The sequence below is a fragment of the Streptomyces krungchingensis genome (assembly GCF_054729265.1).
In genome coordinates this window covers 9150911-9165102 of record NZ_JBPUKY010000001.1, presented here as the reverse complement: position 1 = coordinate 9165102, position 14192 = coordinate 9150911, and the positions used below count along the sequence as shown (strand labels likewise).

Annotated in this window: 9 protein-coding genes and 1 pseudogene; 7 read left to right on the top strand and 3 right to left on the bottom strand. The window is 75.5% G+C overall.

Annotation, left to right across the window (positions count from 1 at the left end; translation table 11 throughout):
* The first annotated feature begins 89 nt into the window (after positions 1 to 89).
* Genes ACSYGO_RS39730 through ACSYGO_RS39720 form a run of 3 tightly spaced genes read left to right on the top strand, consistent with a single transcriptional unit; the run spans position 90 to position 3353 of the window.
* Positions 90 to 1184: a vWA domain-containing protein gene (locus tag ACSYGO_RS39730; protein WP_460389818.1), complete on the top strand. Its 1095-nt coding sequence runs from the start codon at positions 90 to 92 to the stop codon at positions 1182 to 1184.
* Positions 1185 to 1217: 33 nt separating this feature from the next.
* Positions 1218 to 2528, top strand: coding sequence for an XdhC family protein (locus ACSYGO_RS39725; protein WP_460389571.1), 1311 nt, complete (start codon positions 1218 to 1220; stop codon positions 2526 to 2528).
* A gap of 42 nt (positions 2529 to 2570) precedes the next feature.
* On the top strand, positions 2571 to 3353 hold the full coding sequence (locus ACSYGO_RS39720; RefSeq protein ID WP_460389570.1) for an SRPBCC family protein: 783 nt from the start codon (positions 2571 to 2573) through the stop codon (positions 3351 to 3353).
* Between the two features lie 64 nt (positions 3354 to 3417).
* Here the strand turns inward: ACSYGO_RS39720 and ACSYGO_RS39715 are convergent, their stop codons facing one another.
* Both ACSYGO_RS39715 and ACSYGO_RS39710 read right to left on the bottom strand, forming a co-directional pair.
* Positions 3418 to 3936, bottom strand: coding sequence for a metallophosphoesterase family protein (locus tag ACSYGO_RS39715; RefSeq protein ID WP_432187450.1), 519 nt, complete (start codon positions 3934 to 3936; stop codon positions 3418 to 3420).
* A 274-nt stretch (positions 3937 to 4210) separates the two neighbouring features.
* Positions 4211 to 6655, bottom strand: a complete 2445-nt coding sequence (locus ACSYGO_RS39710; RefSeq protein ID WP_426676596.1) for a SpoIIE family protein phosphatase — start codon at positions 6653 to 6655, stop codon at positions 4211 to 4213.
* Between the two features lie 199 nt (positions 6656 to 6854).
* On the opposite strand from ACSYGO_RS39710, the gene lanKC reads away from it, so the two are divergent.
* The 4 genes and pseudogenes from lanKC to ACSYGO_RS39690 form a co-directional block, all read left to right on the top strand.
* Positions 6855 to 9620 (top strand): class III lanthionine synthetase LanKC, encoded by a 2766-nt coding sequence (gene lanKC, locus ACSYGO_RS39705; protein WP_460389569.1) that lies wholly within the window; start codon positions 6855 to 6857, stop codon positions 9618 to 9620.
* A 73-nt stretch (positions 9621 to 9693) separates the two neighbouring features.
* Positions 9694 to 9810, top strand: coding sequence for a SapB/AmfS family lanthipeptide (locus ACSYGO_RS39700; protein WP_010988897.1), 117 nt, complete (start codon positions 9694 to 9696; stop codon positions 9808 to 9810).
* Between the two features lie 100 nt (positions 9811 to 9910).
* Positions 9911 to 11686 carry an ATP-binding cassette domain-containing protein gene (locus tag ACSYGO_RS39695; protein WP_460389568.1) on the top strand — a complete coding sequence of 592 codons (1776 nt, stop codon included), beginning with the start codon at positions 9911 to 9913 and terminating at the stop codon, positions 11684 to 11686.
* Positions 11687 to 11787: 101 nt separating this feature from the next.
* A pseudogene (locus ACSYGO_RS39690) lies at positions 11788 to 13269 on the top strand (ATP-binding cassette domain-containing protein); the annotation flags it as partial.
* A gap of 276 nt (positions 13270 to 13545) precedes the next feature.
* Here ACSYGO_RS39690 and ACSYGO_RS39685 read toward each other — a convergent pair.
* On the bottom strand, positions 13546 to 14154 hold the full coding sequence (locus ACSYGO_RS39685) for a LuxR C-terminal-related transcriptional regulator (RefSeq protein ID WP_460389567.1): 609 nt from the start codon (positions 14152 to 14154) through the stop codon (positions 13546 to 13548).
* Positions 14155 to 14192: the final 38 nt, after the last annotated feature.

Genomic DNA, 14192 nt, shown 5'->3' with positions numbered 1-14192 from the left:
CCGCCGGCACACGGCCCCCGTACGCTCCCGGGGGCGGCGCCGGCTCCCCGCCGCCGTCCGCACCGGTCGGCGGTGCCGACGCCACCGCGGTGCTCGTGGGCTTCGCGCGGGCCCTGCGCGCGGCCGGGGTCGACGCGGGACCCGACCGTGTGCAGGCCCTGCTCGGCGCGCTCGCCCTCCTCGACCCGGCCGGCCGGTTCGACGTGTACTGGGCCGGGCGGCTCACCCTGTGCGGGAGCCGGGACGACCTGGAGCGCTACGACCGCGTCTTCGCCGCGTACTTCGCCGAGCGGGACACGAGCGGGCCGCCGCCTCGCCCCGTGCCGCCGGCCCGGCGACGGGCGTTCGTGCGGGCGCCCGGGGCCGTGCCGCGCGGGGCGACACGGTCCGGCCGGGACGCCGCCGTGCCCACACCCGTGCGGGCCGACCCGGCCGACGTGCTGCGCCATCGTGACATCGCCGGGCTGACGGCGGCCGAGCGGGACCAACTGCGCAGGCTGCTGGCCGCGTTCCGGCCCTGCGGCGAGACGCGGCGCTCCGCCCGGCGGCACCCGTCGCGGCGCGGCGACGTGGACCCGCGGCGCACGGTCCGGGAGCTGCTGCGACGCGGCGGCGAACCGGCCCGGCTGCTGCGGCACACCCGCCTGGAGCGCCCGCGGCGGATCGTCCTGCTCGTGGACGTCAGCGGTTCGATGGGCCCGTACGCGGACGCGCTGCTGAGGTTCGCGCACGCCGCCTCGCGCGGCACCCGCACGGAGGTGTTCACGATCGGCACCCGGCTGACCCGGGTGACACGGGAACTCGGGCACCGCGATCCCGACACCGCGATGGCGGCCCTCGCGGCGGCCGTGCCCGACTGGCGCGGCGGTACCCGGCTCGGTGAACTGCTGCGGGGCTTCCTCGATCGCTGGGGCAGCCGCGGCATGGCGCGCGGGGCGGTGGTGGTGCTGCTCTCGGACGGCTGGGAGCGTGGCGATCCGGCCCTGCTCGCGGGGCAGATGCGACGCTTGCACCGGCTCGCGCACCGGGTGATCTGGGCCAATCCGCGCAAGGCCCGCCCCGGTTACGCACCCCTGGCCGCCGGGATGGCGGCCGCGCTGCCGAGCGTGGACGCGTTCGTCGAGGGGCACAGCCTGGCCGCGCTGGAGCGTCTGGCGGCGGTGGTGAGAGGAGCGGACCCTTGAGGGAGACGTGTCCCACGGTGGAGGGAGCGCACGATGCGTGAGATCCTCCCGGCGCTGCACGAGTGGTACGCGGCCGGGTCACCCTTCGGACTCGCCACGGTGGTCGCGGTCAGCCGGAGCGCGCCCCGCGACCCCGGCGCGGCCATGGCGGTCGGCCCCGGCGACGAGGTCGTGGGCAGTGTGTCCGGCGGCTGTGTGGAGGGCGCGGTCTTCGAACTCGCGCGGGAGGTCGTCGCGTCGGGCGAGGCGCGGCTGGAGACCTTCGGATACAGCGACGAGGACGCGTTCGCCGTCGGGCTCACCTGCGGCGGCGAGATCACGGTGCTCGTACGCCGGGTGTCGCCGGCCGACGACCCGGCCTTCGCGGCGGTGGCCGAGTCGGTGGCCGCGGGCCGCCCCGTGACCGTCGCGACGGTGATCGACGGACCGGCGCCGCGCGGCGCCACGCTCGCCGTGTGGCCGGACCCCGAATCCGAACCGAGCCCGACGTCGGACTCGGACTCGGGCACGGGCGCGGGCGCGGGCACGGGCGCGGGCACGGGCGCGGCGGCGGGTGCGGGTTCAGGCACAGGCGCGGCGGCGGGCACGGGGTCGGGCGCGGGCGCGGCGGCGGGCGCGGGCGCGGCGGCGCAGGCTGGCGCGGCTACGCGGCCCGCCGAGGCGACGGCAGGGGCCGGCGGGGTGGCCGGCACGCTCGGCACGTCCGGCCTGGACGTCGCCGTCACCGCCGACGCGCGGGGCGAACTGGCCCTCGGCGCCACCGGACAGCGGCACTACGGCCCGCACGGCGAGCGCCGTGAGGATGCGGTGAGCGTCTTCCTCCACTCCTTCGCGCCGCCGCCGCGCATGCTGGTCTTCGGCGCGATCGACTACGCGGCGGCGGTCGCCCGCATCGGCGACTTCCTCGGCTACCGCGTCACCGTGTGCGACGCCCGCCCCGTCTTCGCCACGCCGAAGCGGTTCCCGCCGGGGGTCGAGGTCGTGGTCGACTGGCCGCACCGCTATCTGGGCGGGACGACGACCGACGCACGCACCGTGATCTGTGTCCTCACCCACGACCCGAAGTTCGACGTGCCCCTGCTGGAGGAGGCCCTGCGCCGGCCGGCCGCGTACATCGGGGCCATGGGCAGCCGCCGTACGCACGACGAACGCAGGGAACGGCTGGCCGAGGCCGGCCTGACCGAGCGTGAACTGTCCCGGCTGCGCTCACCCGTCGGTCTCGACCTCGGCGCGCGCACGCCCGAGGAAGTGGCCGTGTCCGTCGCCGCGGAGATCGTCGCGCTGCGCTGGGGCGGCACCGGGACGCCCCTCACGGCGACGGCCGGGGCGATTCATCCGAGGTAGCCGGGTCCCGGCGGGCTCCGCGCGATTCCGGTCCAGGAGGAAATGATGGAGCTGCACCACGAGTTCACGGTCCCCGTTCCGGTCGAGGAGGCGTGGCACGTGCTCCTCGACATCGAACGCGTCGCCCCCTGCATGCCGGGCACGACGGTGGAGGAGTACGACGGCAAGACCGTGACCGGCTCGGTGAAGGTCAAGGTCGGGCCGATCACCCTGACGTACCGGGGCAGCGCGGTCTTCGAGGAACAGGACGCGGAGGCCCACCGGTTGGTGCTGGTCGCCACCGGCAAGGAGACCCGCGGCCAGGGCACGGCACGGGCCCGGGTCACGGGCACGCTGGACGGACGGGCGGACGGCACGCTGGTGTCGGTCCGCACCGATCTGACGGTGACGGGGCGGCCGGCGCAGTTCGGGCGGGGCGTGATGGCAGAAGTGGGAGACAGGCTGGTCGGGCGGTTCGCCGACTGTCTCGCGGAACGGCTGGGCGGAGCCGAGCGGTCGCCGTTCGCGGGGCCGGCGGCCCCAGAGGCCGAGCTGAGCTCCGGGTCCGGGTCCGGGTCCGGGTCCGGGTCCGGGTCCGGGTCCGGGTCCGGGTCCGGGTCCGGGTCCGGCTCCGGGTCCGGCTCCGGGTCCGGGTCCGGGTCCGCGCCGCCCGCCGAGGCCGGGCGGCTCGACGGGCCGGCGGTGACGGCGCGTCCGGAGGCGGAGCCGATCGACCTGTTCGGCACGGCGGGGGTGCCGGTCGTCAAACGCCTCGCGCCCGTCGCCGCGGCCGTCGTGGCGGTCCTGGTGCTCCTGCGCGTACGACGGCGCGTGCGGCGCCGCTGACCGGTCGCCCGCCCTCACCCCGGGCGGTGCCGTCGGCCGGGTCGCACCCGGCATCCCGGCCCGCTCAACTCCCGGAGCCCGGCGTGCGCGGCGGCAGCCGGTGCAGGGTCACCTCATACAGCCGCCCGTCCGTGACCGTCGCGGTCATGTACGTGCACTCGGGCTGGCGGCGGCGGTCGGTCGGGGAGCCCGGGTTGAGCAGGCGCAGCCCCGTCGCGGCGGTCGTGTCCCACGGGATGTGGCTGTGTCCGAAGACCAGGACGTCGAGGTCGGGAAAGCGGTCCGCGCAGCGCTGCTCGCGGCCCTTGGCGGCGCCCGTCTCGTGGACCACTCCGAGGCGCAGGCCGCCCAGGTCGGCGCGGGCGACCTCGGGGAGGCGGGCGCGCAGGGCGGGTCCGTCGTTGTTGCCGTACACGCCGAGGAGGGTGCGGGAGCGGTCCTCCAGCAGGTCCAGGGTGGCGGTGTCCACCCAGTCGCCCGCGTGCACGACGACGTCGGCGCGCGGGAGTTCGGCCAGCAGGGCTGCGGGGAGTCGTCTCGCCCGCTTCGGGAGGTGGGTGTCGGACATCAGCAGGAGGCGCACGAAGCCAGGGTGTCACCCACCGGGAATCAGGCGCACACCGTCCACGGGTGACCCCACCCCGGGTCGAACGGCGGACCCGCCGTAAGGCACGCCCACGCCCACCACCTGCCGCCACCGGAAATCAGGCGCACACCGTCCACGGGTGACCCCACCCCGGGTCCGACGGCGGACCCGCCGTAAGGCACGCCCACGCCCACCACCTGCCGCCACCGGAAATCAGGCGCACACCGCCCGCGGGCCACCCACCGAGCTACAGGCGCACGCCCTCCGCCCGTCACTCGCCGAGCAGGATCTCGCTCCACACCTGTTTGCCGCCGCTCACCGGCACCGTCCCCCAGGCCGCCGACACGGCCTCGACCAGGAGGATGCCGCGGCCTCCGGTGGCCTCCCAGCCGATGCTGGTGGGCTTGATCGGGGTCCGCGGCGAGTTGTCGGCGACGGCGATCCGCAGCCGGTGGTTGATGAGGGTGAGGTCGAGTCTGACCTGACCGCCGGTGTGGACGAGCGCGTTGGTGACGAGTTCGGAGACGACGAGGAGCACGGCGTCGACCTCGTCGTCGACACCCCACGACCGCAGGGTCCGCTTGGTGAAGCGCCGGGCGTGCCGGACCGCTTCGGGGACGCGCCAGATGGTCCAGCTCTCGCGGAGCGGCCGCCGGGCCATGCCGTCGTAGCGCATCAGGAGCAGGGCGACGTCGTCGCTGCGGTTGGCGTGGGCCAGCAGTCCGTCGGCGACGAGCCCGAGGTGGCCGGGGTCGGACGCCGCGAGGCCGCCGGCCAGCCGGTCCAGGCCGTCCTCGATGTCGATCTCGACGGACTCCACGAGCCCGTCCGTGGTCAGCGCGACGATCGTGCCGGGCTGGAAGCGCAGCGGGCTCATCGGGAAGTCGGCCTGCGCGACGACGCCCAGCGGGGGCCCGGTCTCCGATTCGGGGACCTCGGTACTGCCGTCCGGGTGACGCAGCACCGGCGGGAGGTGTCCGGCGCGGACGTACCAGGCGGAGCCCTCCTCCATGTCGACGTCGACGTAGCAGCAGGTGGCGAAGAGGTCGGTCTCCAGGTCCATCAGGAGCCGGTTGGCGTGCGAGACGACGACGTCGGGGGGATGGCCCTCGACGGCGTAGGCGCGCAGGGCCGTGCGCATCTGGCCCATCAGGGTCGCGGCGGACGCGTTGTGCCCCTGGACGTCGCCAATGACCAGGGCGACGTGGTTGTCGGGCAGTGGGATCACGTCGTACCAGTCGCCGCCCACCTCCAGGCCCGCCGTGGTCGGCAGGTAGCGGGCGACGGCGACCGCCCCCGGCAGCCGTGGCAGACGGCGTGGGAGCAGGGTGCGCTGGAGCATGCCGATCAGTTCGTGCTCGGCGTCGAAGGCGTGGGCGCGCACCAGGGCCTGGCCGGCGAGGCCCGCGGACGCGGTGAGCAGGGCGCGCTCCTCGGGGCTGAACTCGTGCGGGGTGTCCCAGCCGATGAGGCAGGCTCCGGCCATGCGTCCGCCCGCGGGGAGCGGCAGCACGGCGAGGCCGCCGGGTCCGACCTCGGCGAGCGCGGGTTCCAGGGGTGCCCCGGCGGGCCAGACGGCGGGCCGGCCCTCGTTGAGGGCGGTCGCGAGCGTCGGCATCGCGCGGACCGGCGCGTCGGGCCACTCCGTGCGCCATTCGGTGCGCCACAGTTCGGGCCAGAACTCGGGCTCGGGCGGGTCGAGGACGGTGACGACGAGGCGGTCGCCCTCCAGCTCCGCGAGGGCGATCCGGTCTGCCTGGAGGGGTTTGCGCAGGGCCGCGACCACGGCCTTGCCGACGTCCCGGACGGTGCCGGCGGTCGCCAGGGCGGCGGCGAGCCGCTGGACGCGCGTCACGTCGCTGACGCCGGCCCGCAGTTTCGAGGCGTCGGAGACGGTGCCGACGAGGCGCGCGGAGCCGCCCTCGGCCGCGGGCAGCAGCCGTGCGCGCATCCGGAGCCACTTGTGCCCGCCGGAGGGCTGGAGGATGCGGAACTCCAGCTCCCGGTCGCCGATGGACATGTGGTCCGCCTCCACCGTGGACATCAGTGAGGGCAGGTCCTCGGGCACGGTCATCGACAGCAGCGTCTCGACCTTGCCGTCGAAGTCGGCGGGATCCAGTCCGAACAGGTGCAGCACGTCGTCGTCCACCTCGACGTGCCCGGTGTCCATGGAGAGGCTGAACTGGCTGGTCGGCAGTTCCTCGGCGCCCTCGGCCTCGGCGGGCGGCGGACAGACGGCGGCGTCCGCGACCAGGCCGAGGCAGTCGCGGTCCTCGCCGCCGAAGCCGTCCTGGTCCTCGGTGACGGCGATCAGACAGCCGCCGTCCCTCAGGGGGTGCGCGGCGAGCGAGATGTCCTGGGACGACAGCCGCGGAGCGTCGGCGCAGCGGGCGAGTTCCCCGGGCCCGAGGTGGCGGGGCCGGCCCGAGCGCAGGGCCTCGGCGGCCGGGGATCCGCCGGACAGGGGATAGCGGTCGCGCAGCCCGTACAGCGTCCTGGGCACGCCGGCGGACTCGGCGAGGTGCAGTTCGTCACCGCCCGGGCCCGGCGCGTAGACGGCGACGAAGGCCGCGGGGGTGAAGACGAGCGCCTGTTCGAGGACGCGGCGCAGCCGCTCCCGCGGGTCCAGGTCGGCGGCAAGCGTCTTGAGGGCAAGTTCGGCACGCGGCGTTCGCGTTCTGCGTCCCGTAGCGCCCTCACTGACCACGTCCGTCATTACAGCGCTTCCGGAGCGCTCGCGCAGCCCCTGTGACCGTTCCGGACCTGTCGGGCCTGCACGGGAACCCGGATGATCGAACGCGCTCGAACAGGTCTTGACGCATGCGTTCCGCACGGTGATCTGGTGACAGGCGTGACTGTCCGTGCCCCCCGGCCGGCTGGAAGGCTCGTCGGCACAGGGTCGAGGGGGACATGGCATGGACAAGAGGTACGAGGTCTACGCGCTGGCCGACAGACACTTCTACGAGACTCCGGACCGGATGGCGGGCGGCGAGAGCGCTCCTCCCGCGTACCGGACGGCGACGCGCGAGGTGCCGGAGGGCTGGCGCGCGGCGCGGATCGGCGACTGGCTGACGCTGACGCCGGTCGACCCGGACGGCGCTCCGCTGCCGGGGCCGGCCCAGGGCTGGAAGGTCCATGTCTCGGCCACCCGGGACAACGCGGAGAAGATCGCCCGGATCGTGTGGGACTACTGCGTGCCCCGGCTGATCCCTTTCAAGTTCGTGCCGGGTCCGCACCTGCTGCACCTGCGCAACGCCAAGTACGCCGCCCGTGACACGAGCGGGAAGTTCGTGACGGTCTATCCGGCGGACGACGAACAGCTCCACCGGGTGCTGCGCGAACTCGGCGACCTGCTGGAGGGCTTCGAGGGGCCGTACGTCCTGACCGACCTGCGCTGGAGCGAGGGGCCGCTCTACGTGCGGTACGGCGCCTTCGCGCGCTCCTTCGTCGTCGACGAGCGCGGCACGCTCGTCCCGGCCGTGCGCGACGGCGGAGGACGGCTCGTGCCGGACCGGCGGCAGCCCTCGTTCCAGGTACCGGAATGGGTGACCCTGCCCGCCTTCCTGGAGCCGCAGCTCGCGGCCCGGAACACGACGACCGTCGGCGAACTGCCGTACCGCATCGAGAAGGCCCTGCACTTCTCCAACGGTGGCGGGGTGTACGCCGGCACGGACACCCGTGACGGGCGCAAGGTCGTCCTGAAGGAGGGCCGGCCGCACGCCGGGCTCGCCGCGGACGGCGCCGACGCGATCGCCCGCCTGGAGCGGGAGAAGTACGCGCTGGAGCGGGTGTCCGGGCTGGGCGTGGTGCCGGAGGTACGGGACTGGTTCACCCTGGGCGACCACCGCTTCCTCGTCATGGACTTCGTCGAGGGGCGGCCCCTCAACGCGTACTTCGCCGAGCGGCACCCGCTGCTCACCCCGGAACCCGACCCGGCGGCCGTCGCCTCGTACACCGCGTGGGCGCTGCGCATCCACCGTGCCGTCGAGGAGGCCGTCGAGGCGGTGCACGGGCGCGGGATCGTCTTCAACGACCTGCATGTCTTCAACATCATGGTCGCGCCCGACGAGGAGTCCGTGCGCCTGCTGGACTTCGAGGCCGCGGCGCCGGTCGAGGAGAACGGCCGTCAGGTGGTCGCCCACCCGGGCTTCTTCGCGCCGCCGGACCGGACGGGCACGGCCGTCGACCGGTACGCGCTGGCGTGCCTGCGGCTCGCGCTGTTCATGCCGGTCACCACGCTCTTCGTGGTCGACCGTCACAAGGCCGCCCATCTGGCGGAGGTGATCGCCGGGCAGTTCCCGGACGTGCCCGAGGAGTTCCTGGCCGAGGCGGTCCGCGAGATCACCGGCGACGGTCACGGCCGTCGGGGCCCGGCGGAGGCCGTCTCCGGGATCACGGACGACGCTCGTGGCCGGCGCGCGCCGGGCGCGAGGAGCGGCGGTGGCCACGCCGGTCCGTCCACGCCGGTCCCCGGGGAGCAAGGGGCGGGCGCGCCTCCGTCCGCGGCCTCCCTCCGGGGACCGGTCTCCTCGCTCCCCGACCCCGGCGACTGGCCCCGCAGCCGTGACTCGATGGCCGCGGCGATCCTGGCGTCGGCCACTCCTGGGCGCGACGACCGGCTCTTCCCCGGCGACATCGCGCAGTTCTCCGACGGCGGCGGGCTGGGACTCGCGCACGGGGCCGCGGGCGTGCTGTACGCGCTGGCCGCTACAGGGGCCGGGCGCTACGAGGCGGGTGAGCGCTGGCTGCTCGACCACACCGATCCCCCGCCGGTCGGCACACCGCTCGGCCTGTACGACGGGCTCGCGGGCGTCGCGTACGTCCTGGAGGAGCTCGGCCACCGGCGGCGGGCGCTCGACCTGGTCGAGCGGATCCTCTCGGAGCGATGGCAGAACCTGTCGTCCGGCCTGCACGGCGGACTCGCCGGACTCGGCCTGGTCCTCGGCCATCTGGCCCGCGCGACCGGCGAACCGGAGCTGGGACGGCGCGCCGCCGAGGCCGCGGACCTGCTCGTCGGACGGCTCACCGAGGCACGGCCCGACGCTCCCCGCCGGCGCGCCGGACTGCTGCGCGGCGCGAGCGGCCCCGCGCTGTTCCTGCTGCGGCGGTACGAGGCCACCGGCGACCCCGGGCTCCTCGACGCGGCCGCCGCGGCGCTGCGGCTCGACCTGGACTGCTGTGTCGTCCAGAAGGGCGGCGGCCTGGAGGTCGACGAGGGCTGGCGCACGCTCCCCTATCTCGGGGACGGCAGCGCCGGGCTGGGGATGGTCCTCGACGACTACGCGGCGCTCGCGCCCGACGGGGCGCCACCGGAGTTCGAGCGGGCGCGCGCCGCCGTCCTGACCGCGGCGACCTCGCGGTTCTACGCGCAGCCGGGCCTCTTCCAGGGCCGCGCCGGGATGATCCTGCACCTCAGCCGCACCGACGTTCCGGGGGCCCGCCCCGAGCGGCTCGCCGAACAGGTGGCCGGGCTCGGCTGGTTCGCGATGGCGTACCGAGGCCGGCTGGCCTTCCCCGGACACCAGATGATGCGCCTCTCCATGGACCTGGGCACCGGAACGGCAGGGTGCCTGCTCGCACTGGGCGCGGCCCTGGGCGACGAGGTCCCCTCCGGACTGCCGTTCCTGCCGCCGCTCGACGGCGGCCCCCGCACGCGGCTCCGCGACACGACGGAGTCGTGAACCACACACGGCTGCGCGACATGGCGGAGCCGTGGCCCGACACCCCGTCCCCGACCAAGGGAAAGGACACGAGATGGCACTTCTCGACCTGCAGACGATGGAGTCCGACGAGCACACGGGCGGCGGCGGCGCGAGCACGGTGAGCCTGCTCTCCTGCGTCTCCGCCGCGAGCGTACTGCTCTGTCTCTGACGTCACTGCGCGGGCACGGCCCCGGGCGGCGCTCTCCCCTCCGCGGGGAGGGGCCGTCCGGGGTCCTTCGCCGCGCCGGAAACGGGAGGGGCTCCGCCGCGTGAGCACTCCGGACGACACCCGCACGACTCCGCCGGCCCAACTGCCGCGCGCGACGGTCCGGCAGAGCCGAGCCCGCTGCACGGCCCTCTTCCTCACGACCACGGCCGCCGCGGCCGCGAGCCTGCTGCTGCCGGCCGCGCTGGGCCGGGCCGTCGATCTCCTGCTCTCCGGACCGGGCGACGGCCGGGCCACCCCGTGGGTGCTCGTGTGTGCCGCCCTCGTCCTGCTGCTCGCCGTGCTCGACACCGTCGAGACCGTCCTCTCGGCGACCACGAACGCCCGCGGCACCGCTTGGCTGCGCAAACTGCTCACCGGGCACGTGCTGGCCGTCGGACCGCGGGCCGCGGGCCGGTTCGGGCCGGGTGATCTCGTGGCACGCCTGGTCGGCAACGCCGCCCACGCCGGGACGGCGCCCGCCACCGCCGCCGCGCTGCTGGCCGCGCTCGCCGCCCCCCTCGGTGCCGTCGTGGCGCTCTGGCTCGTCGATCCCCTGCTCGCCGCGGTGTTCCTCGCGGGAGCCCCGGTGCTCACGCTGCTGCTGCGCGCCTTCGCCCGCGACTCGTCGCGCTGCGTGGCTCGCTACCAGGAGGCCCAGGGCCGGATCGCGGCAGGTCTGGCCGAGGCGCTCGGCGGGTTCCGTACGATCGCCGCCGGCGGCACCGCCGGCCGGGAGACGGCCCGCGTCCTGCGCCCGCTGCCCGAACTCGCCCGGGAGGGCCGCCGGATGTGGCAGGTCCAGGGGCGCGCCGCCGCTCAGGCGGTCGCGGTCGCGCCGCTCCTGCAGATCGGGGTGCTGGCCGTCGCCGGTGTCCTGCTCGTACGCCACCGGCTGTCGGTCGGTGACGTCCTCGCCGCGTCCCGGTACGCGGTGCTCGCCACCGGAGTGGGCGTGCTGGTAGGGCAGTTGTCCGGGCTGATCCGTGCGCGCGCGGCCGCGCGACGGCTCGGTGAGCTGCTGGAGGAGCCGCCGATCCCGTACGGAAGCGGTGAACTGCCGTCGGGGGACGGCCGGCTGGAGCTGCGCGGGGTGAGCGTCCGGCGTGCCGGGCGTGTCGTGCTCGACGGGATCGACCTGGTCGTCCCCGGCGGGTCCACGCTGGCCGTGGTCGGTCGGTCCGGGTCCGGCAAGTCGCTGCTCGCGGCGCTCGCGGGCCGGCTGGCCGATCCGGACGACGGCGAGATCCTGCTCGACGGGGTGCCGCTGCGCGAACTGACCCGCGACGAACTGCGCGGAGCGGTCGGCCACGCCTTCGAACGCCCCGCCCTGCTCGGTGACACCGTCGCGGACACGATCGGCCTCGCGCTCTCCGCGCCGTCGCGGGAACAAGTGGTGGCGGCGGCGCGCACGGCCCGCGCGGACACCTTCGTGCGCCGGCTGCCCGAGGGGTACGCCACCCTCTGCGCCGATGCCCCGCTCTCCGGCGGCGAGGCCCAACGCCTCGGCCTGGCCCGGGCGTTCGCCCAGGACGCCCGCCTGATGATCCTCGACGACGCCCTGTCGAGCCTCGACACGGTCACCGAGCGCCACATCGCCGAGGTGCTGTTCCGGCCCGCGCCCGGGAGCAGCCGGCTGATCGTCGCGCACCGGGTGTCCACGGCCGCGCGGGCCGACGCGGTGGTGTGGCTGGACGGTGGCCGGGTCCGGGCGTGCGGGCCGCACGAGCGGCTGTGGCAACTGGCCGGATACCGGGCCCTGTTCGCGGCGGAACAGCAGCGCGACGGCGGTGCGCGCCGGACGTCCGTGGCGGCACGGGACGGGGAGGAGCGGCCGTGACCCCGTACTACCGGCGCGGGCTGCGGTTCCTGGGCGCCCGGTGGCCCGTGGTCGTGCGGCTGGCCGCCTGGTCGGTGGTGGAGACCGGACAGACCTTCCTCATGGGGTACGCGCCCGCACGGGCCCTGGACGACGGGTTCCTGGCGGGGCGCTCGGACGTCGGGCTCGGCTGGCTCGCGCTCGCCGTGCTCGCCGTGCTGGCCGGGGCGTACGGCACGAGCCGGGTGTACCGGGCCGTCGCCGCGCTCGTCGAACCCCTCCGGGACGCGCTCGTAGGGAACGTCGTCGGGCGGGGCGTGCGGGACGGGGACGGCGCGGCGCTGTCGGGGCTGACCCAGCAGGTGGAGATCGCCCGGGACACCTTCGCCGGTCTGGTGATGGTCTCGCGCTCGTTCCTGTTCACGTCCGCGGGGGCGCTGGTCGGGCTGTGCTCGCTCGACCCGTTGCTCCTGCTGATGGTCGCGCCGCCGCTGGCGGCCGGGGTGGCCCTGTTCGTGGTGACGCTGCGTCCGCTGGCGCGCCGGCAGCGGACGTTCCTCCTCGCGGACGAGGAGCTCGCGTCCCGGCTGGGCGTCGTGTGCGCGGGGCTGCGGGACGTCACGGCGGCCGGCGCGGAGGCCCGGGTGGGCGCCGAGTTGGGGGCGCGTGTCGACTCCGAGACGCGGGCGGCCCGTTCGCTGGCCCGCTGGGGCGTGCTGCGCGTGGCGTCCCTGACCGTCGGCGGGCAGCTTCCCCTCGTCCTGCTGCTCGTCACGGCACCGTGGCTGCTGGCGCACGGCGTCACCGCGGGCGCGCTCGTCGGCGCCCTCTCCTATGTCGCCCAGTCGCTGCTACCTGCGCTGCAGAATCTGGTCCACGGCCTGGGCACCAGCGGCTCCCGCCTGGCCGTCGTCCTCCAGCGCCTGGCCCCGCCGGCCGTGGCTGCGGAGCCCGAGCCCCCGGCCGCCCCGAACGCGACGTCCGCACCGGCCACCCCGGCGGCGCTCCCGCGGCCCCGCGGGCCCCGACCGGGCCCTGCCGAACCCACCGGGCCGGCGCGGCAGTGGCCGAGCCGCACCGCGCCCGCGCCCGCGCCGGAGGACACGAAGCGCGCCTGGTCCACGCGCATGGACACGAGCCGCACCGGGTCCGCGCCGGAGGCCACCACCGGGGCCGCCGCCCTCCACCTCACCGGAGTCACCTTCGCCTACGGTCCCGGCAGCGCCCCCGTCATCGAGAACCTCGACCTGCGGCTCCCCCACGGGGCGCATCTGGCCGTCGTGGGCCCCAGCGGAATCGGCAAGTCGACACTCGCCGGCCTCGTCGCGGGGCTCCTGCAGCCGGTGCGCGGCGAGATCCGGGTGCACGGCCACCGGGTGCCGGGCGAGGCGGCCACCGGGCGACGCGTCCTCATCCCCCAGGAGGCGTACGTCTTCACGGGCACACTGGCCGAGAACCTGGGGTACCTGCGGCCGGACCCGGTACCGGGCGCGGAGCTGCGGGCGGCGGCCCGGACCGTCGGGATGGAGCGGCTGCTGGACCGGCTGGGCGGTCCGTCGGCCGAGGTCGACCCGTCCGCCCTGTCCGCGGGCGAACGCCAGCTGATCGCGCTGACCAGGGCGTATCTCTCGTACGCACCGCTCGCGCTGCTGGACGAGGCGACCTGTCACCTCGATCCGGTGGCGGAGGAACGCGCGGAGCGCGCCTTCGCCGCGCGTCCCGGCGGCACGCTCGTGGTCGTCGCCCACCGTGTCAGCTCGGCGCGTCGCGCCGGGCGCGTGCTGGTCATGGACGGACGGCGCGTCGTCCTCGGGGCGCACGAGGACCTGCTGGAGCGCTCGTCGCTCTACCGCGACCTGATCGGCGGCGGGCCTGCGGGCTCACACCCACCCCTCGCCCCGCGAGATCCTGATGGCGTCGACGCGGTTGCGGGCCCCGGTCTTGCGCGTGATCGCCGCCATGTAGTTGCGCACGGTCCCGCGGGACAGATGGAGGCTGCCCGCGATCTCGGCGATGGAGGCTCCGGCGGCGGCGAGGGAGAGCACGCTCAGCTCGCGCCGGGTCAGCGGCATCTGTGCCGCCTTGAGGAACCCGAAGCCCAATGAGTCGTCGACGAAACGTTCCCCCTCGGCGACGCGGCGTATCCCCGACACCAGCCGCTCCGGCGAGCCCTCCTTGTCGACATAGCCGAGGGCGCCCGCCTCGGCGGCCCGCCTGAGCAGGCCGGGCCTGTTCGCACGGGCAAGCACGAGCAGCCGCGGCGCCGCGGGCCCCGCTCCCCGCCCGCACAGTTCGGCGAGCGGTGGTATGCCGTACGTGTCGGCGCAGTCCAGATCGGCGGCGCAGACGTCCGGCCCGAGCGAGCGGACGTGGCCGGGCGCGCTGCGCCACGGGGTGTCGTACACCCCGAGGTCGGGCGTTCGGCGCAGCCATTCCGCGAGTACCTGCCGCACCAGACACGCGTCGTGCACGAGTAGTACCCGGATCACGTCGGCTCCTCCAGGTGACCGATCGACGGCATTGTCGT

Coding starts and splice junctions, on each gene's coding strand:
- ACSYGO_RS39725 (WP_460389571.1), top strand. CDS start 1,218: ATGCGTGAGATCCTCCCGGCGCTGCACGAGTGGTACGCGGCCGGGTCA.
- ACSYGO_RS39700 (WP_010988897.1), top strand. CDS start 9,694: ATGGCACTTCTCGACCTGCAGACGATGGAGTCCGACGAGCACACGGGC.
- lanKC (WP_460389569.1), top strand. CDS start 6,855: ATGGACAAGAGGTACGAGGTCTACGCGCTGGCCGACAGACACTTCTAC.
- ACSYGO_RS39710 (WP_426676596.1), bottom strand. CDS start 6,655: ATGACGGACGTGGTCAGTGAGGGCGCTACGGGACGCAGAACGCGAACG.
- ACSYGO_RS39720 (WP_460389570.1), top strand. CDS start 2,571: ATGATGGAGCTGCACCACGAGTTCACGGTCCCCGTTCCGGTCGAGGAG.